The sequence below is a fragment of the Pseudoalteromonas lipolytica genome, assembly GCF_001306915.1.
Classification (GTDB): domain Bacteria; phylum Pseudomonadota; class Gammaproteobacteria; order Enterobacterales; family Alteromonadaceae; genus Pseudoalteromonas; species Pseudoalteromonas simplex.
The window spans coordinates 142,797-163,486 of the sequence record NZ_LJTC01000001.1 but is presented as its reverse complement, the minus strand read 5'-3'; the positions used below and the strand labels follow the sequence as shown (position 1 = coordinate 163,486).

The following is a 20,690-nucleotide window of genomic DNA, read 5'->3' as shown; positions in this document are numbered from 1 at the left end:
AAAACGCCGTCTTTACGGCGTTTTGTTTTTTCGGCTATAGTCAGCAAAACGATAAGGGAGTTTAATATGGATAACAACATACAAATAGCCACTTTTGGCGGCGGCTGCTTTTGGTGTATTGATGCCGCATTTAGACGTGTGAAAGGCGTGCTTAATGTCAGCTCTGGCTATGCAGGCGGTGAGATTGAAAACCCTAGTTATCAGCAAATTTGTACTGGCTTAACGGGTCACGCTGAGGTGGTTCAGCTCGATTTTGACAGTAGTATCGTGAGCTATAACACCCTGCTTGAAATGTTCTTCACTTTACACGATGCCACACAATTAAACCGCCAAGGTAATGATGTCGGCACTCAGTATCGCAGTGTTATTTATTATCATAATGAACAGCAAAAAGCAGAATCTCAAGCCATGATTGATGCTTTACAAAAGCAAATTCGTGAGCCGATTGTCACCGAGCTGAGTCCGCTTACAAACTTTTACCCTGCAGAGCAGTACCATCAAGACTATTACAATGAAAACCCAAATCAAGGTTATTGCAGTATTCTTATTGCCCCAAAGCTTGCAAAGTTCGAACAGTATTACGCAGCTAAACTTAAATGAAAAAAGCCCGCTAAGTAGGTAGCGAGCTTTTAAACGCAGAACTAATAATTTTCCTTATTATTAGAACTGATAACGGGCACCTACAAACAAGCGACGCTCGGCCGTGTTGTAGTAATAAAATTCGTCGTTGATGTAATCACCATCTAGGTCTGTACCATAGGCATCAACGGCGTTGTACTCTTTATCGAATAGGTTTTCTACACGAAGTGACACTATTAAGTTGTTAGTCGCTTGGTAGTGACCAACTAAATTCCATAACGTATACGATGGTAAGTGCGTTAACTTGCCATCACGATCACCACGGTATTGCATATCGATACCAGCATCAAAATCACCCCATCCTTTGTTTAATGACCAATTTACACTGTGATTTGACACATAGGTTAGTGACTGACCTGTCTCAGTATCTTCCGCTGAAAGGTAGGTAAAGTTAAAGCTGTGATCAAAGCCAAACACTTGGTTTTTAAAGCTAAACTCAACACCTTCATGGCGAGCTTCGTTTATATTAGTTGGGATCCACTGCCCTGATGCATTTGGTGCCCAAGCGATTTTGTTGTCGATTTCGCTGCGGAAAATCGCAATATCAAGGCTGATATCATTCACATTGAGTGATAAGCCAAGCTCTTGGTTATCTGATGTTTCAGGGTTTAACTCTGGGTTACCTGAGCCCGGGTAATATAGGTCATTAAATGTTGGAGATTTAAAACCTGTGCTTTGACTTACGCGGAATGTCGCGATGTCATTTAAGTGATAGCCAACAGCTGCAGTGTAAGTTGTTTCATCACCAAACTGCTGATCATCATCTTGGCGAACGGTTAGGTTTGCCAGCACGTGTTCGTCGTCATAATAAGCGCCAACAAACGCAGCGAATACTTCACGGCTGTCTTTTAAATAAGTACCTGAGTTAGTGTTCACTTCATCTTTATACCAATTCAGACCGCCACTAAGAGTCAGTGCTTGATTGAAAAAGTATTGGCCATTGTAATCAATTTGCTCACGCTCAGTTTCAAACTTATCAACCACCGTTGCACCCGTGTAATCAATGCGTGAGTCATCTGAGCTATCACTTGATATGGCAATATCAATGGCATGACTGTGTTTTTCGAAAGCCTTTTTCCAACCTAGTGAAGCTTGGTAATTTTCGAACTCGCCTTTTTCTACGGTGCTGTCTGCTGGGCTATAAGCGCTATCGTATTTTGCTTCGCCTTCTGAGTATTGTGCTTGCGCTAAAAACTCACCTAACTGCTCATTTTGATAACCAAGATTAAAGCCAAGGTTTTTGTTCTCGTAGCCGTCTTCATCTGGCGCTAAGCCTTGCAGAACATCAAAACCATCTGTTTTTTCATAACCGGCATTAACGGCAACATCAACACCTGCAAACTGACCACCTGTCGCTACTTGATACTCTTGGTAAGAGTCTGAGCCAAAAGTAACATCTAAGGTCGTGTTTTGTGCTTTACGGGTAATGATATTAATTACACCAGCTAGCGCATCAGAACCATATACAGCTGCACGTGAGCCTTTAATTACTTCAACACGCTCAATACTGTTTAAAGGAATATTGCTAATACTTTTATAGCCAAGTGTTGCAGAGCCTGTGCGTACACCATCAATTAAAATAAGTGTATGACGAGAACTTGCACCACGTAATGACACACCAGAGCTTTGCCCAAAACCACCATTGGCATTAATTTGAAAGCCTGCTTGAGTGGCTAGTAAGCTTGGTAAGTCACGAACATAGCTTGCTTCAATATCAGCGCGGTCGATGACAGTAACACTGGCTAATACATCATTAATTGATTGTTCGAATTTATTGGCAGAAACTGTGATGTGCTCGATTGATTGCTCGTCAGCAGATACAGAAAAAGACAACGCAGCAGCAACCGCTACGCCTAACGCAGATTTATTTAGCATGATATCCCCTAGCCTGTGCCCACCGCACACGCGAATAGTAAGTTACTTCAAGGCCGGTCTCCGGACTCTGTACATGCATGGCATCTACATTACCGTTGCGGGGGCAGTGTTGGCATTGTTTTCTCCCTGAAAACGCACCAACTTCCCGATTATCTTGCGACTATTTCACCCTTTGAAATAAAACGTATCTGAAGATACAGCAAGCACCTCGAAAATAGGCCGTTATTGTGATGATTTTGGGGAGGAAAGTCAATGGACGGCTATACTTCTAAACCAAAGTTTTAAGTCTAAAGCTTCAAGCTGCAAGTTAAGTGCTAAGGTGTAAGCCTAAAGTAAAAAAGCCAATCAGCATGGCTGATTGGCTTTTATAAAACAATGATTACCAGAAATACTCATGGGGTTTCGAGTTTCCTAACGGAAAAACAATTCCTTCTGGGTCAGCACCATTCAGCACAAGCTTACAAAGAGCTTTATTTAAACGTCTTCTTGGCTTGGTCATCGTCATTTTCACCCACCAACTTGGTGTTTGTTGGTAAAAATAAGTACTGTGTGGGCCTGTGTATTTTCTGTTTATTTTACCGTGTTTATTACGATCTATTGCTTTGTTTTTTACTGACATAAATATCCTCTAGCTGAAAATAGCTAGAAGATATCTTTTTCTCTGTAACCTAATATTTGTCTCAAAATACGCTCCTTGTAAAGTTCAAAAACTTGTAGGCTTATAGCTTAAAACTTACAGCCTAAAGCTAAAAACATAGAGTATCAATCGCGGAAGTTTTTGAACTGGAATGGTTGACCTAAATCAGCAGTACGAACAACTTGCATTGCTTCTTGTAAATCATCACGCTTTTTACCAGTTACACGTAATTCTTCACCTTGAATAGCAGCTTGTACTTTAATTTTTGAATCTTTGATTAACTTAACGATTTTCTTCGCTACGTCTTTTTCGATACCTTGCTTCAGAGCAACGTCACGCATTACGTATTTACCGCTACGCGATTCATCTTTAAGCTCAAGGCTAGATACATCTAAGCCACGCTTTGAAATTTTCGCAGCAAGAATGTCAAAAAGTTGCATTACTTGTTGCGGTGCTTCTGCTTTTAACTTGATTACTTTATCACTTAGTTCGATTGATGCATCAACACCACGAAAATCAAAGCGTGTCTCTAGTTCACGCTTTGCATTATCTACTGCATTCTGCGCTTCGTTCATTTCTACTTCAGAAACAATATCAAATGAAGGCATAGGGTTCTCCTAACATAGTCTTTTTTAAATTCATTTATGGTTGGCAATTATAACGCTTATTTGTCGATTCTTTCTATTTTTATCCGGCTTGTTCAGGTGCGATGCAAAAATTGTTTGATATACTGGCCATTCAATTTCGGCATTTTTAGGGTTTATTGTGACAAGGCGTGTTTACCAAGTTATCTTTTTAGCCAGCATTATTGGCTTTACGATTTTGTTTGCCAAAGAAATTAAAGGGGTGAGTAACCTCTTCCCACACGTAGATAAAGTGGCGCATTTTGGTATTTTCTTTGTACTGGCTTTGGTGATGGATAAAGCATTTAAATTACCACTTATGGTGCAAATTTTACTGTTAGCCGGATATGGTGCGGCCATTGAGTTTATGCAAGATATGCTGCCTTACCGTCAAGCCTCGGTTGGTGACTTTATCGCTGACTTTATTGGTGCCATCAGCTATTTTGCTATAAAACTTGGTTTTCATTTAGGTAGAAAGCAACGTAATGGCTAATGTTTTAATTGTTGGCGATGGTGCGATTGGCTTATTGTTTAGCCATTTTTTATCTGCACAACATGACATCACATTACTGACCCGAAAACCAATCTTGACCACACGTTTTTATCAAGCAAGTAATGGCAAATCACACCCTATCAAAGCCCATCTCATTAATCACAAAGAGCTTGGTCATACAGCGCCCTTTGATTTGGTGTTAATTACCGTTAAAGCATTTCAAGTTCAAACGGCCTTTAAGCAAATAAAGCCTTACCTCAATGAAGACTGCCAAGTCGTTATTTCTCATAATGGTATGGGTAATGTTGATGAACTTAATGCCCAGCTTTTGAATACGCAAGGATTAGCGTTTTTAACAACGCGTTTAGCTGGTTTTAAAACAACGCCTTATAGCGTAAACCATACAGGTAATGGTGAAAGTGTGCTAGGCGCATGTAATGCAGCTGCAAGCGAAAGGCTCAACGAGCTTGAGCAGCAGTTTAGTTACTTGCCGCATTTTTCTGTGAGCGATGATATTCACTCATTGCGATGGCAAAAACTGTTAGTGAATATTGCCATTAACCCGTTAACAGCAATTCATAACGTAAAAAATGGCCAGTTACGTGCACCGCAATTTAGCACACGCATTATTAATTTACTCAATGAGGCCTGCTTGGTTGCCAATAAACAAGGGGTTAAAGTAAAACTCAGCGAGGCGCTGGATCAAGCCTACTCTGTGATGACAGCCACCGCTGAAAACTTTTCTTCTATGCAACAAGACATCAGCCATAATCGAGAATCTGAAATTGATGCAATTTGTGGTTATGTGTGCGAGCAAGGCGCTAAGTTAGGAATAAAAACCCCCTATAATCAAGCAATGCTAAGCATGATAAAAATAAAAAGTTGATGGGCTGCTAGTTACTTGGGGAAAGAGTAAAGAATAAAGCTACAAGGGGAAAGGAGAAAGAGTAAAGTTACTTGCTTCTCGTTTCTCGTTTCTGATCAATGATTTCAGGTATTAAAAAAGCGCGAACATGTCGCGCTTTTATCAGTATCTCTTACGGACGATACACTTTTACGTTGCTAAAGCCTTCTTCGTGCAAGATCAGCGCTTGTAGCTGACTCATCACACCTTTAGCACAATATAAGTAATATTCTTTATCTTTTGGTAAGTCACCAAATTTAGTTGCTAAGCGGAAGAAAGGTAAATGTACAACTTCAATACCTTCAAGTTCTAGTGGGTTTGCGTCTTCTTCTTCAGGTGAGCGAATATCAACAACAACCGCCCCTTCAGGTAAATCAGATACAGACTCAGCTTCTTTCACCTCTTCTTTTGCTTCGGTGTCGATATCACGAATATCCATCACACGTGCATTTTCAACAACTGTATTTAGCACGTCGAAGTCAAACTTAGCTTCTTCGGCAAGAATAGTTTTGATTTTAGCTTTAACTGTTGGCTTTTTAGAAATTACGCCACAGTATTCAGGCATGCTTTCTGCCATTTCAGCCGTGCCGATTTGACGCGCAATATTGATAATATCTTGCTTGTCGTGTTGGATTAACGGGCGAATGATTAAAGTTTCCGTCACACGGTCAATCACACTTAGATTAGCCAATGTTTGGCTTGATACCTGACCAATACTTTCGCCTGTTACCAGTGCTTGTACACCTAGTTTTTCTGCAACTTGGCTACCGGCACGCATCATCATACGCTTAAGCACAACACCCATTTGGCTGTTTTCAACATTCTCTAAAATCTCAGCAACAACAGGTTCAAAATCAACAGTAACAAACTTCACTTTGTGAGTAGAGCTGAACTGTTTCCAGATATAATAACTCGCCTGCTTAACACCGATTTCGTGCGCCGCACCACCTAAGTTAAAGAACAAGAAGTGAGTACGTGCACCTTTACGGATCATTTGATAGCTAGCAACACCAGAGTCAAAACCGCCCGACATAAGCGATAATACATCTTCTTGTGTTGGCAACGGGAAGCCCGCCATACCTAAGTGAGTTTGAGTTACAATGTATGCTTTATCATCACGTACTTCTAAGCGAACAGTCACTTCAGGGTGAGATAATTTAACGCGCGCACCTTCAACATGCTGGTTTAAACCACCACCTACGTAGCGCTCTACATCGCTCGATGTGAAATCATGCTTACCAGAACGTTTACAACGCACACAGAAGGTTTTGCCCGCAATCGTGTGGCCGATTAGTTCAAGTGCTTTTTGGTAAATATCGTCGATTGAGTCGAAGTCTGTTTCTGTTACTTCAATAAACTGTACGATACCTGGGATGCGTTTTAAGCCGTCGATAATATCTAAGCGAACTTGCTCAGAGTCTAGCAAGCTAACAACAGAGATATTGTCCCAATTGTTTCTTACCTGCACTTTTTCGTCAACACGACGCAAAACGATCTTAATGTTATTTTCTAATAACTTGGTAAAACGCTTACGAACAGATTTACTCTTGATCGCGATTTCAGGGTGTAATTTGACGATAAATTTAAGCATAGTTCACTCTTAGACTGTGGATTTCACACGCCCTAAGGTATAGCAACCTCAAGGGCGCGCGATTATAACAAAAATTATAGCGTCTAGGAAATAAACTGCTTTGCGGGGTTATAGTTCGCTTTGCTCTGTTTCAGCAAGGGCTAAATACTTTGCCCTTAATTGATTTACTTGCTCTAAGTGTTGCTCGGTGCAATGGGCTTTTAATAGCAGCAATACCTTTAAAATACCGTTATAAATATCGGCTCTGGCAAGTTCGCCGCTTAAGCGGCGAGCTTTGATGTAAGGTGTCCAAAAGCTCACGGTCATTTTAAGCATATGCGCAAGCTCTGTAACATCTTCATCTTCAATGCAGATGATACCGCCTTCACGTAATGCAAAAAGTACCTCTTTTACTTGTTCCAAAAGCTCAGCTTGAAACGCAATGTAGCCTTTTTTCAGCTCTTCATCACGAGATAAAATATCGCCTAAGTTGTCGTAGAAAAACTGAAAACGCCACATAAGTTCAAATAGCGAATCAAGATAGCCCGCTAGGTTTTCTAGTGCATCATCGTCAGGAGTCAGTGGCTTAAAGTGGGTATGTAAATGGTCGCTATACAAAGCAAATATGTGGCGAATAATATCTTCTTTATTTTTAAAGTGATAATACAAGTTACCTGGGCTTATCCCCATATGCGAAGCGATATGGTTAGTTGTTATGGCACGCTCACCGTGGCGATTAAATAATTCGATGCTGGTGTGTATGATCTTATCCTTTGTGCTCATAGCCTATTTACTCTGTTTTTTATGATTATTACGGTCCCCAGCCGAGCAGTATAAACAAATGCGCGACAATTAAATACTACATTGAAAAATATTAACCTCAATCGGCTTAGTACCTTATATAGGTGAAGGTTCCTAATCCGATACGCGTATTTTCTAAGCTGCATAGTCGAGAAAACACTGTTAATATAGCAAGCAAATTTATAAATCGCTGATAGTTATGAACGTTACTGCAATCTATCCGGGCACTTTCGACCCACTTACAAATGGCCATACAGACTTAATTCATCGCGCGGCAAAAATGTTCGATAAAGTGATTGTTGCCATTGCGCATAATCCTAGTAAACAACCCTGCTTTACCCTTGATGAGCGTGTTGAACTTGCTAATAAGATTTTGGCGCACCTTGATAACGTGAGTGTAATTGGTTTTTCTGGCTTATTGGCTGATTTAGCTCGCGACCATAAAGCCGAAGTGCTTATTCGCGGTATTCGTGCTGTGTCTGACTTTGACTATGAATTTCAGTTAGCTAATATGAATCGTCGTCTAAACCCTGATCTAGAAAGTGTATTTTTAACACCAGCAGAAAAGAATTCGTTTATATCATCAACTCTAGTTAAAGAAGTTGCACGCCACAATGGCGATGTGAGCGAGTTTGTTGACCCTATTGTAGCCAAAGCCTTACAGGATAAAATTCACGGATGAAATTAAAAAAGTTCATTAGCTTAACTGCATTACTAATGATCTCTGCGCCAAGTGTTGCTGGGCCATGGATAGAAAGCGACGACCCACTGCTTCGCGCTTCAATCGAAATGCTATTTAACCAGGGCATTATTAAACAGCCTATTAATAGCTACCCATTAATGTGGCAAGGTATCGCACGGGACCTAGACGTTGCCAATACCAGCCAACTTGATGAGCAAAGCTTATTTGCGTATCAGCATGTAAAACATGCTCTTGATAATGCAAAGCAAAAAACTAGTTCAGGTATTCGCCTAAACTACAACAGCGAGCCACTGTCTCAGCAAGGGTTTGGTAAACGCCACCAGCAAGAAAGCGGTGTAAATAGTTATGGTTCAATCACAGGGAAGCGTGTTAGCGCTAAAGTCAGTGTAAATTACGCCGATGATGCCCTTGATAAGCAGCATGTTACTTACCAAGACAGCTATTTAGCCGTACTCTTGGGAAATTGGTCACTTAGTGCAGAGCAAGTAAGTCATTGGTGGGGGCCAAGTAACGATAACGCCCTACTACTATCAAATAATGCGGCGCCAATGAAAGGCGTTCGCTTTACCAGAGCAAATACACAATATGTAGGCCCAAGTTGGTTATCATTTATCGGTAACTGGCAGTTAACGGGTATTTACGCCAAACAAAAGTCATATCTAAATAGCTCAGATGACGGTAACTTTTGGGCGCTCCGATTTGCAAGTACGCCATTAACAGGCCTTGAAATAGCAATTAACAGTGCAGGCTCTGATTATTTAACTAACTTAGAAATTGACCCTGTTACACTCGAAAGCAGTGAATCAACACACCGTTTAACTAGCTTAGATGTTAAGTACTCAACCTCTTTAGCGGCGCAACCTGTGGCATTTTATGCTGAAGTAATGGGTCGAAATGAAAGAGGTTTAGCACCGAGTGAGCCATTTTATACGCTGGGTGTTGAAAGCTATTTTGGCTCGAAAGAAAGTCTATTAAAAAGCTACTTTGAATACTCCAATACAGAGCAAACTTGTGAGCAAATTAGTGATTGCGTATATGGCTCTGGTAGCTATACACAACGCTCACGTTTAATTGGCAGCTCAACACCACAACAAAGTAAATCGGCTATCCTAGGCGCCTATTACCATACTCTAAACGGTTATGGTGGCCATGCTAAGCTTCGTTGGATTGAAAGCGAAGCAGCGCAAGCTGAGCTCGCATCAGATATGAGTCAGCTGCAGTTAGAACTCGGTTATCAACAATCTGTCTTTAATGGTCTGTGGAAAGTGACGGGGCTTATTTCAAAAGATGAAATAGGCGATGAGTCAGAAACAAACACAGCCCTTAGAACCAGTTGGGAATTCCGTTTCTAACTAATGAGGTCAAGCTGGTTCAGCTTGGCCTCGAACTCGCCTATATAGCTTCACAAGCCCTAGAAAATCTTTATTACTGAAAAGGGCGATGAGCATCATGATATCCATCAGATTCACAGTGATACTGTAAACATCCCAAAACCACCAACTTCCAGTATAAGCATAGTTAATATCGAAATACATGGCTAAAAACAGTGATGAATTGACGAGAAGCCCAGTGTACACATAAAGCTTAGCTGGAGCCTGTGCAAGATTTCGCTTTCGAGCAATTAACCATACAATTAGCAGTATTGTTAAATCAGATAGCGCCCAAATAACATAAGCAAAGCTTGAATCTAAAATATCATAACCAAGCGCGATATTGAGTAATGGGTCGCTCATCATGTAAGAAATAAACAGTGCAAGTGAAATCCACATCACTGTTTTGTCACCATTCGGTACAGATGATTTCTTTACCATGTTATAAAGAAACGACATCAAAAACCCCCACATGATGAATGCTGCGAGGTATACTCCAAAGTTGTCTTGGATTAGTTTAAGCATGAAGTAAGTCTTAAAATTTAGCTACTCTAAAAATACTACGAGTTTCATTAAGCGTTAGTAAGGTGTTCAGGTTTATCTAAAAATGACGCTCTAATTTTATATTTCATAAGACGGCAAAGTTTATGCAAAAGAAAAAAGTCGCGATTCGTAATCAATGCAATGAGCATAATTATATCAACGGTATTTACTCCAAACGAATAGATACTCCAGAGTGCCCAAGGTGTTCTGTTTTCGATAACAAAAATATCTAAAAATATACTAATCATCAAAGTTGCGTTTAAAAGCAACCCGAAGACAATGTAGTAGATCGCATTAAAAGTGCATATTTTTGTAAAGCAAATCCACGCTAAAATTGTTGTTATGGTTAGCAGGTCGAAATAAAACCAGTTTAGATAGCTATAAATAGATAAGTGAAAAATACCACTTAAAAAGTATGAAACCATCATTATAAACGCCAAAATAACTAAGCGTTTATCAGGTTTATTAATGTGGGTCACTAAATTAAAAAGAAAAGCCATTAAGAACCCCCATTCAATGAAAGATCCTATCAAACTTCCGACAAAGTCACTTATGTACATTTACTAAGCTTGTGTTCTAATTTCTTTTGGCTTAATTGACTCAGTAATAAAGTTTTTGAGTTTATGGAGACCCAAAATATCACGGTCTACAATAAGCGCAATTATCATTATTAGATCTATGATATTGACACCAAAAGAATAAACATCCCAAAAAAACCAAGGTTGAGTGTTTCCGTAAACGTACAGGTCAATATACATAAGGACAAAAAGAATTGAATTAAGAGATAAGCCTACAACAAGGTATAGAAATGAGGGGGTTGTTCTTCTCATAAAGAGATAAGCAATTGTTAGACAGACAATCGTTACAATGTCGTAGATCGCCCAGTCAAGGTATGTTGCAGGAACTGGTGATAACCAAGTGAAGAAATAGTCACCTGTTAAGTAGGATGTTGCCATGATGAATGAACTGAGCAATAAGGTAGTTTTTCTTTTTATACCTAAGCTAAAAACAAAGGTATTGAAGAAAAATGCCATCAACAAACCCCAAACAGCAAAAGCTGATAATGAAAAAACACCAAAAAGCTCAGTCAAAAACATTTAATACCCGTCATCTACTCTTCTTTCTTTTTATTTGGGAATACAGCACCGCCGCCACGTTGAAGGTCTGCGTCACCAGATAAAGCCAAGGCTTCACTTGATAAAGTTACTGTATCAGATTGCAGGGTTTTATTACTAGTAGTTTGTTCCAAAGCAGGCTTTGTTTGTTGCATTTGGCTGTAAGCTTGCATTTGCAATTGGCTATTGTTTGAAACTTGCATAAGTTAATTCCTTTAAGTTAATTGTTTTTTCAGTACAGCTTACAATAGCTTGTAAGCTGAGTTAAGCGTTCTCATTTTTTTGACGCTTTTTTATACTTCATCGCGACGTTGCCACCGCATTGATAATAAAAGCAATTAACGATCCAACTTTTACAAAAGTTGATCATTTTGATCATAAAAGTCAGTAAATCTAAATTTCAGACATAAAAAAACGCACAGGGGTAACCGTGCGTTTTTCCTATCCAGGGAAAATTAAGCCACGTGTTTACACGGGATCACCGCGCTATTACTTGGCTTTAAAATATATTCCATTGCCACTTCATCGCAATTATCTTTACGAAGGCAAAGCTCACAATCTTTGATCACTTTTTCTGGCAAACTGTCTTTGCTACAAAAGCTGAAACCTTGGCTTGCAAAAAATTCTGGCACTCTTGTCAGAACAATTACCCGACTAAGCGCCAAGCTTTTGGCTTTTTTTAGCAAATGTTCAACAAGTTGACGTCCCTGCCCGGCAATTCGTGATTCGGGGTCCACCCCGAGCGAGCGAATTTCAGCAAGGCCAGTATCGTAAATATAAAGCGAGGCACAGCCTGCAACTTGGTTTTCAACTTCAGTGACAGCAAACTCATTAATTGAGTGAATCATGTCGCTTTTAGCTCGTGGTAGGTTTTCACCTACCGTAGCCCAATGCTGAATTAGCTTAGCAATAGACTCAACATCATTTAAGGTTGCGTCACGTACCGCTATTTGCTGTTTTTTTTTGCGTATTTAATGGCACTTGTTACTTGCTCAAGAGAGGTGCCACCCAGAGCTTGTCTTGCTTTAATACAGGCGTCTATTTCTAATACAGGATATACATCTGATTCGAAAATGCTATGCACTGACTTAAATTGCTCTAAACTTAAATCTTCTAAGTTATTCCCTTGTGCAATAGCCATTTGCACGAGCGTACCAACAATGTGGTGACCTTCTCTAAATGGAATACCTTTAGCCACTAAATAATCAGCAAGTTCAGTCGCATTTGAGTGACCACCTTTTGCAGCTGCTAATGTTTTATCTGCATTAACTTTAATGCCTTTGATACACGCTTGCGCCATATGAATACATGCCAGCCAAGTTGGCATCGCATCAAATAAGCCCTCTTTGTCCTCTTGCATATCTTTATTGTAAGCAAGTGGTAGCGCTTTTAATGTCATCATCATGGCACTGAATGCGCCAAAAACGCGGCCAGTTTTACCACGAATTAACTCTAGTGCGTCTGGGTTTTTCTTTTGCGGCATTAGTGAAGAGCCTGATGTTACCCCATCAGAAAGCTCAATAAAGCCCGCTTCACCCGAGTTATAGAAAATTAAATCTTCAGCCATGCGCGATAAGTGGATCATCGAAATCGATGCACAGCTTAATAGCTCAACCACAAAATCACGATCTGATACAGCATCAAGGCTATTGCGTGTAGCACCGGTAAAGCCTAACCCTTCGGCAAGCATTTGCCTATCAATTGGGTACGCAGTACCGGCTAATGCACCGCTACCAAGTGGGCAATAGTTCATACGGTTTTTGGCATCGCTTAAACGGCTCTCATCACGCTCAAGCATTTCAACATAAGCCATACACCAATGACTAAATAACACAGGTTGTGCACGCTGTAAGTGTGTGTAACCCGGTAAAATAGTGCCAAGCTCACGCTCAGCTAAGGCAATAAACTCACCTTTCAGCTCTGCGATTGCTTCAAGAATATGCTCAGCTGTATCACGACACCATAAACGGAAATCTGTTGCTACTTGGTCATTACGGCTACGACCAGTGTGTAACTTTTTAGCAAGGTCACCCACTTTATCAATCAGTGCTGATTCAACATAAGAATGAATATCTTCATGCCCTGCTACAGCCACTGCCTGTGGGTTCGCTTTAACCTCATCTAACAGCTTATTAAGTGCTGCAACTAAATCATCGTATTCTTGCTGGTTTAAAACGTTTACTTGTTTTAACGCTCCAGCCCAAGCAACTGAACCAATAATGTCTTGCTCTGCAAGTTGATAATCAAAAGGAAGTGAATCGTTGAATTGTTTAAACGCTTCATCTGGACCCGTAGAAAAACGTCCGCCCCATAGTGCCATTGAACTGTCTCCAAATTCGGCTATTGCCCTGCAATGCAGGGCAATAATTAAATTACTTTTTCGTTAGTGCTGAGATTCTGCTTGAAAGCGAGAATAAACGAATGAAACCTTCTGCATGAGATTGGTCATATACATCATCTTCGCCGAAGGTTGCGAAATCTTCGCTGTATAAGCTATTCGGTGATTTTTTCTGTACCGCCGTGACTTGGCCTTTATAAAGCTTAAGTACTACTTCACCCGTTGCTAACTTAGACAGTGATTCAGCACCTGCAAGAATCGAGTCTTTTAATGGCGTAAACCAACGACCATCATAGACTAAATGAGAGAACTCACCACCAAGCACTTCTTTCCATTTACGGCTTGATTTATCTAGCACTAACTCGTCAATCGCTTGAAGAGCAGCCATGATCACAGTGCCTCCTGGTGTTTCATAACAGCCACGCGACTTCATACCCACTAAACGGTTTTCTACGATATCAACACGACCCACACCATGCGGCGCAGCAATGTCATTTAATTTAACTAAGCAGTCATATGGTTTTAATGACTCACCGTTAACAGCAACCACTTCACCTTCAACAACGTTTAATGTTACATATTCTGCTTCATTAGGTGCTTGCTCAGGCGAGTTAGTCCATGTCCATACTTGATCACTTGGTTGGCACCATGGATCTTCAAGCTCACCACCTTCGTGAGAAATGTGCCAAGCATTAGCATCACGGCTATAAATTTTTGTAGCTGACGCAGAGCACGGAATATTACGCTCAGCTAAGTAATCAAGTAATGATTCACGGCTTGATAAGTCCCACTCACGCCACGGTGCAATCACTTTTAGATCTGGTGCAAGGGCTGCGAAACATGACTCAAAACGCACCTGATCGTTACCTTTACCAGTACAACCATGTGAAAGCGCATCAGCGCCTACTTTACGGGCAATTTCAACCTGCGCTTTAGCAATGATTGGACGCGCCATAGACGTACCTAGTAAATAAGTGCCTTCGTAAATAGAACCCGTTTTTAAAGTTGGGTAAATATAATCACTGACCATTTCGTCTTTTAAGTCTACGATATGGCATTCCGACGCACCTGAAGCAATGGCTTTTTCTTCAACGCCTTCAAGCTCCTCTGCGCCTTGGCCTACATCAGCAACAAACGCGATTACTTCACAGCCGTAGTTTTCTTTTAACCATGGCACGATTGCCGATGTATCAAGACCACCAGAATAGGCTAATACGACTTTTTTAATTGAACTCATTGGTGTTCCTTAAACAAAATTTGGATTTAATAATGTGACAAGTAGAGCGTTTTGCGCGTGCATACGATTCTCTGCTTGTTGAATAATTTTTGATGCTGGACCATCCATTACCTCAGAGGTAATTTCAAACTCACGATGCGCTGGCTGACAATGCAGTACAGTCTGCGCACCGGTTTTCTCTAATAGGGCTTGGTTAAGCTGATAAGGCATATATTTAGCTTTTACCTGCTCAAGCGGTGTTTTATCACCCATTGAAACCCAGGTATCAGCATAGACTGCATTTGCGCCAACTGCCGCCTCAATTCTGTCACTCACCATAACAGACGCGCCATTCATTGCTGCAATTTGCTCTGCTTGCTTGAGAATTTGCGAATCTGGCGAACTGCCTTTAGGACAAACTGCAACAAAATCAGTGCCTAAATTGGCTGCTAATAGCATTAGAGAGTGTGTGACGTTGTTACCTTCACCTAAGTAAGCAAGCTTTAGTTTGCTAACATCGCCATGCACTTCTTGCAGCGTTAGAAAGTCAGCAAGTGCTTGGCATGGGTGATATAAATCACATAAGCTATTAACAACAGGCACCGATGAATATTCAGCAAGTGTGGTCAGTGTTTTGTGCGCATTCACGCGAGCAACAATGCCATCAGCCCAAGTTGAGATATTAAGAGCAAAATCTTTAACCGATTCACGAGCGCCCATGGCACCATTTTGTGAATCTAAATAAACTGCGTGACCACCCAGTTTATTAATACCAATATCAAATGATAAACGAGTACGTAAACTTGGCTTTTCAAACAAGGTAACCACTGATTTGCCCGCTAATGCTTGGCTGAAGTCTGTTGGGTTTGCTTTAATTTTTTGCGCTAAGTTTAGTAATTTAAGTGCGCCTTTTTGGTCTAATTCAAGACCATTTAAGAAATTTTTTAACATGAAATACCTATGGTGTAATTTTCGTTCCTACATGCTCGCCTTTTAATAAAGCGACTAAGTTCTCTGGCTTCAGCCAGCTTGAGATATACACACCACGTCGTAAATGTTGGGCAGCAAGAAGGCTGGTCTTTACTTTGACCTCCATCCCGCCCTGAATAACTCCTTCAAGGATAAGTGTTTCGATTTGCTGCGTATTAAGTTGATGTAGTGGCTGCTTATTGGCATCAAGCACAGCCTCTACATCTGTCATAAAAATAAGTTCTGCATTAAGCTCTTTAGCGATAGCCGCTGCAGCTTCATCTGCATTGACGTTGTACCATTGGCCATCTTCCCCAAAACCAATAGAGCTCACTAGAGGTAAACGACCTTGTTCAAGCATGCTAGGTAGCACGCTGTCACAACTACCTGAGCACTGACCTACTTGCGCCAATACTTTAAGTTTTTCAGATACCAGTACACCCGCTTCATAAAGGCTTAAACCAACAGGTTTGTGGCCAGCGCTGATTGCTTGGCTCATCAATTGTTTATTGGCACAACCGGCAAGAGCACCAACAATAAATGGCATTTGCTCATTTGGGCTGATACGTAAACCTTGATGTTTTGCAGTTACAAAGCCGGCGTCTTTAAGCCAAGCATCAACCAAGGCACCACCACCATGAACAATAACAAAGTTATCTTGTTCAGAGGCTAAAACATCAAAAAGCGCTTTTGCGGCATCTGCGCTATTTAACACAGCACCACCGACTTTAATGATCCAAGTTTTCATTACAGCGCTCCTACCAAACCAGTGTGGTGAGGTTCACCCATGGCTAAATTAATACACTGTAATGCTTGCCCAGCTGCGCCTTTTAGAAGGTTATCAATCGCTGACATAACGATGAGTTGCTCACCTTTTTGCTGCCATGCAATATCAACAAATGGTTGTTTAGCGACGCCTTTAATGCTTGGAATTTTATTGCCAAGTAAACGAATTAACGGCTCGTTAGCTAACACTTGATACGCCGCGCTCACTTGCTCTACTGTTACGCCTGGTTTTAATTGCACATAAATAGTTTCTAAGATTCCGCGAGGGAAATTACCTAAATGTGGGGTGAATAACACAGGGTGACCAAGGTGCTGCTCAATCTCAGGTGTGTGTCTATGGTTAAACAAGCCATAAGGAGCAAGTGACACTTCGCAAAAGTGCGTGTTAACACTGGCTTTTCTGCCAGCGCCTGTAACACCTGACACCGCATTAACAATAATGGCTTGATCAGCTAATAGCCCTGCTTCTTTAAGTGGTTTTAAAGAATTAAGAGCCGCTGTTGGGTAACAACCCGCTACAGCTACAAGGTCCGCTTTACTAATTGCATCGCTATTCCATTCGGCTAAACCATACGCTGCTTGCTCTAAAAGCGCAGGGTGTTCATGTGCGAAACCGTAATAAATCAGGTAATCCTCATTCCCAGCTAAACGGAAACCACCAGATAGGTCGAATACTTTTTTACCCATGGCTAAAAATTTCGGAGCAAGATCAACACTGACCTTGTGATCAGTACACAGGCATACATAGTCAGCATTGCTTTCGATATCTTGGAAAGCCTCAGCTGTTAGAGGTTGTAGTGGATACTCTAACAATCCAAGGTGCTCAGGGTATAAATCGCTTAATAATTTGCCTTTATCTAAACTCCCTTCAGACACATAACATGCTTGTAGGGTCAGTTTGGGGTGCTTAGCAACTAAACTTGCTAGCTCTGCGCCGCTATAACCACTTGCGCCAATAATCACTACATTCATTGCTTACTTTTACCTATTAAATCTGTTTATCGATACGCCTAAAATTACTCGCTCAATTGCGAATAAAAACACTGTCTAAAGTAATCAAATCAGGTTATCGTCGTTTCGTGTTCATCGTACAGCTTTACTAATATTTATGCTCAAAAAGTGAATTGATATTCATCATAAATACTTTTATATTGTTATGCAATTAGATTGAATAATTATTTTTGGATTTTTTTATGTCGCTACCCTCTTTTATATCTATGTATCAGCAGCTAATTGCTGCCCCTTCAATTAGTGCGATTGAAGATTCTTTGTGCATGAGCAATAAAGGGGTAATTACCTTGCTCGCAGACTGGTGCGAAAGCCTGGGTTTTACATGTGAAATAACAGAGCTTGAAAACGGCAAAGGCCGTTACAACTTATTAGCTAAACGCGGTAAAGGAGATGGCGGTTTAATGCTTGCAGGTCATACTGATACTGTGCCATTTGATGATAGCCGCTGGAACTACGATCCATTTAAACTCAGCGAGCATGACAATAAACTTTATGGCTTAGGTAGTATCGATATGAAAGGCTTTTTTGCCTTTGTACTACAGGCTATCAGCGAGCTTGATGAAACTAAGCAAACAGAGCCACTTTTAATCCTAGCCACAGCCGATGAAGAAACCACAATGGCAGGTGCGCAACAAATTTGCCGTCACCCAGACTTAAAACCAGCGCGCTGTATTATTGGTGAGCCAACAGATATGACGCCGGTATTTACTCATAAAGGTCATATGAGTACAGCGATCCGCGTAATTGGCCGCTCAGGCCATAGCTCTGATCCTGAACGTGGTTTAAACGCCATCGAAGTCATGCATAAAATGATTACAAAATTGTTAATCATCAAAGAAGAATTAAAGAATAAATATTCAGTCGAGCACTTTGAAATTCCGTACCCTACTTTGAACCTTGGCCATATTCATGGTGGCGACAATGCCAACCGCATTTGTGGCTGCTGTGAAATGCACATTGATATGCGGCCTTTACCTGGTTTAAGTGTGCAAGAACTACAAGCCATTTTGCTAACTGCTGCAGAAGAAATTAATGCCCAATACCCAAATGCAGTGAGCGTTATCGACATGCATGAACCTATCCCAGCATTTAGTGGTAGCACTGATACAGCATTAGTAAAACTGGCCGAAAAAATCTCAGGTCAACCTGCTGTCGCTGTAAACTATTGTACAGAAGCTCCTTTCATTCAACAGCTTGGCTGTGAAACCATCGTCATGGGACCTGGCTCAATTAACCAAGCCCACCAGCCAGATGAGTTTTTAGCAATGGAAAAAATTAAACCTTCGCAAGCGATTATCAGTGACATGATTAAAGCAAGCTGCTTTAGTGAATAACGGGAGCATCACGCTCCCTTTGTTAATCCATATACTTACTTAAATATTTTTTAAATACCGGGTCGGTTTTCGCCAGCTCTTTTTGCTCCGCTAAAATATCTTTTAGAATTGCTTTAGAGGTTAACGGGTTGGCTAATACAACACGAAAAACCACGGTGGGCTGATGGTCATATTTTGCAGGAGTTAAACGTGTACGCGATACAAAAGAGCGACCCGCTTCACGCTGACGCTTTTGCATGCTTGCAGTAAAGCGATTCAACGAAGCGTAAATATCTAATTTCGTTTCTTCGTCAGCATATTTAAGCTTCGCTTGGATTTCTTTTGGTACGTAACGATAGGTTAATAAGCAAAGCTCAGGCTCTGAGATTAACTCAAAGTCTTCATCCTGCTTGATCATGTCGGCAAAAGTGCGGGCTTTCACGATACTGCGATCAATTAGCATCTCGTAGCCTTTACGGCCAATAACACGTAAGCAAGCATGCACTAACATTGCCATACCAGGGCGGCTGCCCTCAAGGGTATGACTGCCTAAATCTTTTGAGCCTTTACGAAGAATATATTCTGCATGATGCTCAATAGCATCCGTCGCAGCAGGGTCTTTAAATAACACAAGACCAGCCCCCATTGGTACATACATTTGTTTGTGTGCATCAATGGTTATTGAATCAGCGCGTTCGATACCGCTTAAAAGGTGGCGGTAATTTGAAGAAAGTAAGGTTGCACCGCCCCATGCAGCGTCAACATGAAAATGACAACCTAGTTCTTCGCTTAAATCAGCCATTTCATTGAGTGGATCTATGCTGCCCGTTTCAGTCGTACCAGCAACACCCACAAGTGCCATTACCTTAATGCCAGACGCTTCAAGCTCATGGGCCTTTTTACGCATCGCATCGACATCGACTTTATTATTTTCGCCGGTTGCGATTGCGACAATGTTATCGCGACCAATACCCAGTAGATCAACGGTTTTGCCTAATGAGTAATGGCCTCGCTCAGAAACAAGCACAGCTAAGCCTTTGTAACCATAGTGCAGCATTCCCGCGATTAAACCCTGTGCAGCAATGCCTTTATAGTCACCATCGGCTTTTAATAAACGGTTGCGGGCAATCCATAAGGCGGTAATGTTAGCGACAGTGCCACCTGAACAGAATGCGCCTAATGACGTTTTCGCACTGTGCATCCATTTGCTATAAAAGCTGTCGTCTTCACCATAAGCAAGGTGATGCATCATGCCCAAAACTTGTCTTTCAAGTGGCGTAAATGCCTTTGAAGTTTCAATTTTTACTAGGTTTTGGTTTAGACCGACCATTAATTTAGAAAGCGGTAACACAAAATGCGGTAACGCTGAGGTCATGTGACCAATAAAGCTTGGTGCAGCAGTGTGCACTGAATGAGCAACCAACTGCTCCATAATATCTTGAGCATAGTCAGAAACAAAGGTTGGCTCTTCTGGGATAGTAGCCGTTTGAAAGTCTTTTTCAATTTCGTGCAAAGGCTTTTCAATTGCAGCTATATTCTCATTTAAGAACCCAGCTAAGTTGCTAGAAATTTCAGATTCGATTTTACTTAATGTCGAGTCTGGTGCTTCTGGCACCGTAAAAATACGAATCAAGCTTTCTTTGGAGGCGACGGCACAACGCTTTTGATCCATCCTAATACCCATAATTAGCAGCTAAAAATGCACCTGATGATGGGACATCTTGGTGAACACTTTTGCGGCACTGTTGCTACGAAATTGGCTAACTTTACTGGAATATCACGAA

19 protein-coding genes, 1 pseudogene and 1 riboswitch are annotated in these 20,690 nt (G+C 41.1%); of the genes and pseudogenes, 6 read left to right on the top strand and 14 right to left on the bottom strand.

Annotated features, from left to right (window positions below; genetic code table 11):
* Positions 1-66: 66 nt before the first annotated feature.
* Positions 67-600: a peptide-methionine (S)-S-oxide reductase MsrA gene (gene msrA / locus AOG27_RS00770; RefSeq protein WP_054551107.1), complete on the top strand. Its 534-nt coding sequence runs from the start codon at positions 67-69 to the stop codon at positions 598-600.
* A 60-nt stretch (positions 601-660) separates the two neighbouring features.
* On the opposite strand, the gene AOG27_RS00765 is transcribed toward msrA, so the two are convergent.
* The 3 genes from AOG27_RS00765 to AOG27_RS00755 form a co-directional block, all read right to left on the bottom strand.
* A complete protein-coding gene (locus tag AOG27_RS00765; RefSeq protein ID WP_054551106.1) occupies positions 661-2,514 on the bottom strand; it encodes a TonB-dependent receptor domain-containing protein in 1,854 nt (617 codons plus the stop codon).
* Positions 2,515-2,547: 33 nt separating this feature from the next.
* Positions 2,548-2,702: riboswitch (cobalamin riboswitch) on the bottom strand.
* Between the two features lie 191 nt (positions 2,703-2,893).
* Entirely contained in the window at positions 2,894-3,133 is a 240-nt protein-coding gene (locus AOG27_RS00760; RefSeq protein ID WP_054551105.1) for a hypothetical protein, read from the bottom strand.
* Between the two features lie 143 nt (positions 3,134-3,276).
* Entirely contained in the window at positions 3,277-3,759 is a 483-nt protein-coding gene (locus AOG27_RS00755; protein ID WP_054551104.1) for a YajQ family cyclic di-GMP-binding protein, read from the bottom strand.
* Between the two features lie 157 nt (positions 3,760-3,916).
* Here AOG27_RS00755 and AOG27_RS00750 point away from each other — a divergent pair, with 157 nt between their 5' ends.
* Positions 3,917-4,267, top strand: coding sequence for a VanZ family protein (locus tag AOG27_RS00750; protein WP_054551103.1), 351 nt, complete (start codon positions 3,917-3,919; stop codon positions 4,265-4,267).
* Positions 4,260-5,153, top strand: coding sequence for a ketopantoate reductase family protein (locus AOG27_RS00745; RefSeq protein WP_054551102.1), 894 nt, complete (start codon positions 4,260-4,262; stop codon positions 5,151-5,153). The genes AOG27_RS00750 and AOG27_RS00745 overlap by 8 nt, the downstream gene beginning before the upstream one ends.
* 151 nt (positions 5,154-5,304) lie before the next feature.
* On the opposite strand, the gene thiI is transcribed toward AOG27_RS00745, so the two are convergent.
* Positions 5,305-6,762 carry a tRNA uracil 4-sulfurtransferase ThiI gene (gene thiI, locus AOG27_RS00740; protein WP_054551101.1) on the bottom strand — a complete coding sequence of 486 codons (1,458 nt, stop codon included), beginning with the start codon at positions 6,760-6,762 and terminating at the stop codon, positions 5,305-5,307.
* Positions 6,763-6,870: 108 nt separating this feature from the next.
* Positions 6,871-7,524 carry a TetR/AcrR family transcriptional regulator gene (locus tag AOG27_RS00735; protein ID WP_054551100.1) on the bottom strand — a complete coding sequence of 218 codons (654 nt, stop codon included), beginning with the start codon at positions 7,522-7,524 and terminating at the stop codon, positions 6,871-6,873.
* A 217-nt stretch (positions 7,525-7,741) separates the two neighbouring features.
* Between AOG27_RS00735 and coaD the strand changes: the two genes are divergently transcribed.
* Complete coding sequence (coaD, locus tag AOG27_RS00730) at positions 7,742-8,224, top strand: pantetheine-phosphate adenylyltransferase (RefSeq protein ID WP_054551099.1); 483 nt, start codon at positions 7,742-7,744, stop codon at positions 8,222-8,224.
* Entirely contained in the window at positions 8,221-9,597 is a 1,377-nt protein-coding gene (locus AOG27_RS00725) for a capsule assembly Wzi family protein (protein ID WP_054551098.1), read from the top strand. Before coaD ends, AOG27_RS00725 begins: the two co-directional genes overlap by 4 nt.
* Before the next feature lie 9 nt (positions 9,598-9,606).
* Here the strand turns inward: AOG27_RS00725 and AOG27_RS00720 are convergent, their stop codons facing one another.
* The 8 genes and pseudogenes from AOG27_RS00720 to argC all read right to left on the bottom strand — a co-directional run bounded on the left by AOG27_RS00720 (position 9,607) and on the right by argC (position 17,554).
* Positions 9,607-10,140, bottom strand: coding sequence for a hypothetical protein (locus AOG27_RS00720; protein WP_054551097.1), 534 nt, complete (start codon positions 10,138-10,140; stop codon positions 9,607-9,609).
* A 581-nt stretch (positions 10,141-10,721) separates the two neighbouring features.
* The gene (locus AOG27_RS00710; RefSeq protein WP_054551095.1) at positions 10,722-11,255 is read right to left on the bottom strand and encodes a hypothetical protein; all 534 of its coding nucleotides are present in this window, start codon (positions 11,253-11,255) and stop codon (positions 10,722-10,724) included.
* 14 nt (positions 11,256-11,269) lie between these two features.
* Entirely contained in the window at positions 11,270-11,476 is a 207-nt protein-coding gene (locus AOG27_RS00705) for a hypothetical protein (RefSeq protein WP_054551094.1), read from the bottom strand.
* A gap of 252 nt (positions 11,477-11,728) precedes the next feature.
* Positions 11,729-13,593, bottom strand: a pseudogene (gene argH / locus AOG27_RS00695) (argininosuccinate lyase).
* A 52-nt stretch (positions 13,594-13,645) separates the two neighbouring features.
* Complete coding sequence (locus AOG27_RS00690; RefSeq protein ID WP_054551091.1) at positions 13,646-14,848, bottom strand: argininosuccinate synthase; 1,203 nt, start codon at positions 14,846-14,848, stop codon at positions 13,646-13,648.
* 9 nt (positions 14,849-14,857) lie between these two features.
* A complete protein-coding gene (locus AOG27_RS00685) occupies positions 14,858-15,778 on the bottom strand; it encodes an ornithine carbamoyltransferase (protein ID WP_054551090.1) in 921 nt (306 codons plus the stop codon).
* A gap of 7 nt (positions 15,779-15,785) precedes the next feature.
* Positions 15,786-16,544, bottom strand: a complete 759-nt coding sequence (gene argB, locus AOG27_RS00680; protein WP_054551089.1) for an acetylglutamate kinase — start codon at positions 16,542-16,544, stop codon at positions 15,786-15,788.
* The gene (gene argC, locus AOG27_RS00675; RefSeq protein ID WP_054551088.1) at positions 16,544-17,554 is read right to left on the bottom strand and encodes an N-acetyl-gamma-glutamyl-phosphate reductase; all 1,011 of its coding nucleotides are present in this window, start codon (positions 17,552-17,554) and stop codon (positions 16,544-16,546) included. The genes argB and argC overlap by 1 nt, the downstream gene beginning before the upstream one ends.
* A gap of 221 nt (positions 17,555-17,775) precedes the next feature.
* On the opposite strand from argC, the gene argE reads away from it, so the two are divergent.
* Entirely contained in the window at positions 17,776-18,927 is a 1,152-nt protein-coding gene (argE, locus tag AOG27_RS00670; protein ID WP_054551087.1) for an acetylornithine deacetylase, read from the top strand.
* 22 nt (positions 18,928-18,949) lie between these two features.
* Here the strand turns inward: argE and panP are convergent, their stop codons facing one another.
* Complete coding sequence (gene panP, locus AOG27_RS00665; protein ID WP_054551086.1) at positions 18,950-20,578, bottom strand: pyridoxal-dependent aspartate 1-decarboxylase PanP; 1,629 nt, start codon at positions 20,576-20,578, stop codon at positions 18,950-18,952.
* Positions 20,579-20,690: the final 112 nt, after the last annotated feature.

What these genes read in the sequence shown, in the direction of transcription:
- msrA (WP_054551107.1), top strand. Translation starts at nt 67, where the DNA reads ATGGATAACAACATACAAATAGCCACTTTTGGCGGCGGCTGCTTTTGG.
- AOG27_RS00765 (WP_054551106.1), bottom strand. Translation starts at nt 2,514, where the DNA reads ATGCTAAATAAATCTGCGTTAGGCGTAGCGGTTGCTGCTGCGTTGTCT.
- AOG27_RS00760 (WP_054551105.1), bottom strand. Translation starts at nt 3,133, where the DNA reads ATGTCAGTAAAAAACAAAGCAATAGATCGTAATAAACACGGTAAAATA.
- AOG27_RS00755 (WP_054551104.1), bottom strand. Translation starts at nt 3,759, where the DNA reads ATGCCTTCATTTGATATTGTTTCTGAAGTAGAAATGAACGAAGCGCAG.
- AOG27_RS00745 (WP_054551102.1), top strand. Translation starts at nt 4,260, where the DNA reads ATGGCTAATGTTTTAATTGTTGGCGATGGTGCGATTGGCTTATTGTTT.
- thiI (WP_054551101.1), bottom strand. Translation starts at nt 6,762, where the DNA reads ATGCTTAAATTTATCGTCAAATTACACCCTGAAATCGCGATCAAGAGT.
- AOG27_RS00735 (WP_054551100.1), bottom strand. Translation starts at nt 7,524, where the DNA reads ATGAGCACAAAGGATAAGATCATACACACCAGCATCGAATTATTTAAT.
- coaD (WP_054551099.1), top strand. Translation starts at nt 7,742, where the DNA reads ATGAACGTTACTGCAATCTATCCGGGCACTTTCGACCCACTTACAAAT.
- AOG27_RS00725 (WP_054551098.1), top strand. Translation starts at nt 8,221, where the DNA reads ATGAAATTAAAAAAGTTCATTAGCTTAACTGCATTACTAATGATCTCT.
- AOG27_RS00720 (WP_054551097.1), bottom strand. Translation starts at nt 10,140, where the DNA reads ATGCTTAAACTAATCCAAGACAACTTTGGAGTATACCTCGCAGCATTC.
- AOG27_RS00710 (WP_054551095.1), bottom strand. Translation starts at nt 11,255, where the DNA reads ATGTTTTTGACTGAGCTTTTTGGTGTTTTTTCATTATCAGCTTTTGCT.
- AOG27_RS00705 (WP_054551094.1), bottom strand. Translation starts at nt 11,476, where the DNA reads ATGCAAGTTTCAAACAATAGCCAATTGCAAATGCAAGCTTACAGCCAA.
- AOG27_RS00690 (WP_054551091.1), bottom strand. Translation starts at nt 14,848, where the DNA reads ATGAGTTCAATTAAAAAAGTCGTATTAGCCTATTCTGGTGGTCTTGAT.
- AOG27_RS00685 (WP_054551090.1), bottom strand. Translation starts at nt 15,778, where the DNA reads ATGTTAAAAAATTTCTTAAATGGTCTTGAATTAGACCAAAAAGGCGCA.
- argB (WP_054551089.1), bottom strand. Translation starts at nt 16,544, where the DNA reads ATGAAAACTTGGATCATTAAAGTCGGTGGTGCTGTGTTAAATAGCGCA.
- argC (WP_054551088.1), bottom strand. Translation starts at nt 17,554, where the DNA reads ATGAATGTAGTGATTATTGGCGCAAGTGGTTATAGCGGCGCAGAGCTA.
- argE (WP_054551087.1), top strand. Translation starts at nt 17,776, where the DNA reads ATGTCGCTACCCTCTTTTATATCTATGTATCAGCAGCTAATTGCTGCC.
- panP (WP_054551086.1), bottom strand. Translation starts at nt 20,578, where the DNA reads ATGGATCAAAAGCGTTGTGCCGTCGCCTCCAAAGAAAGCTTGATTCGT.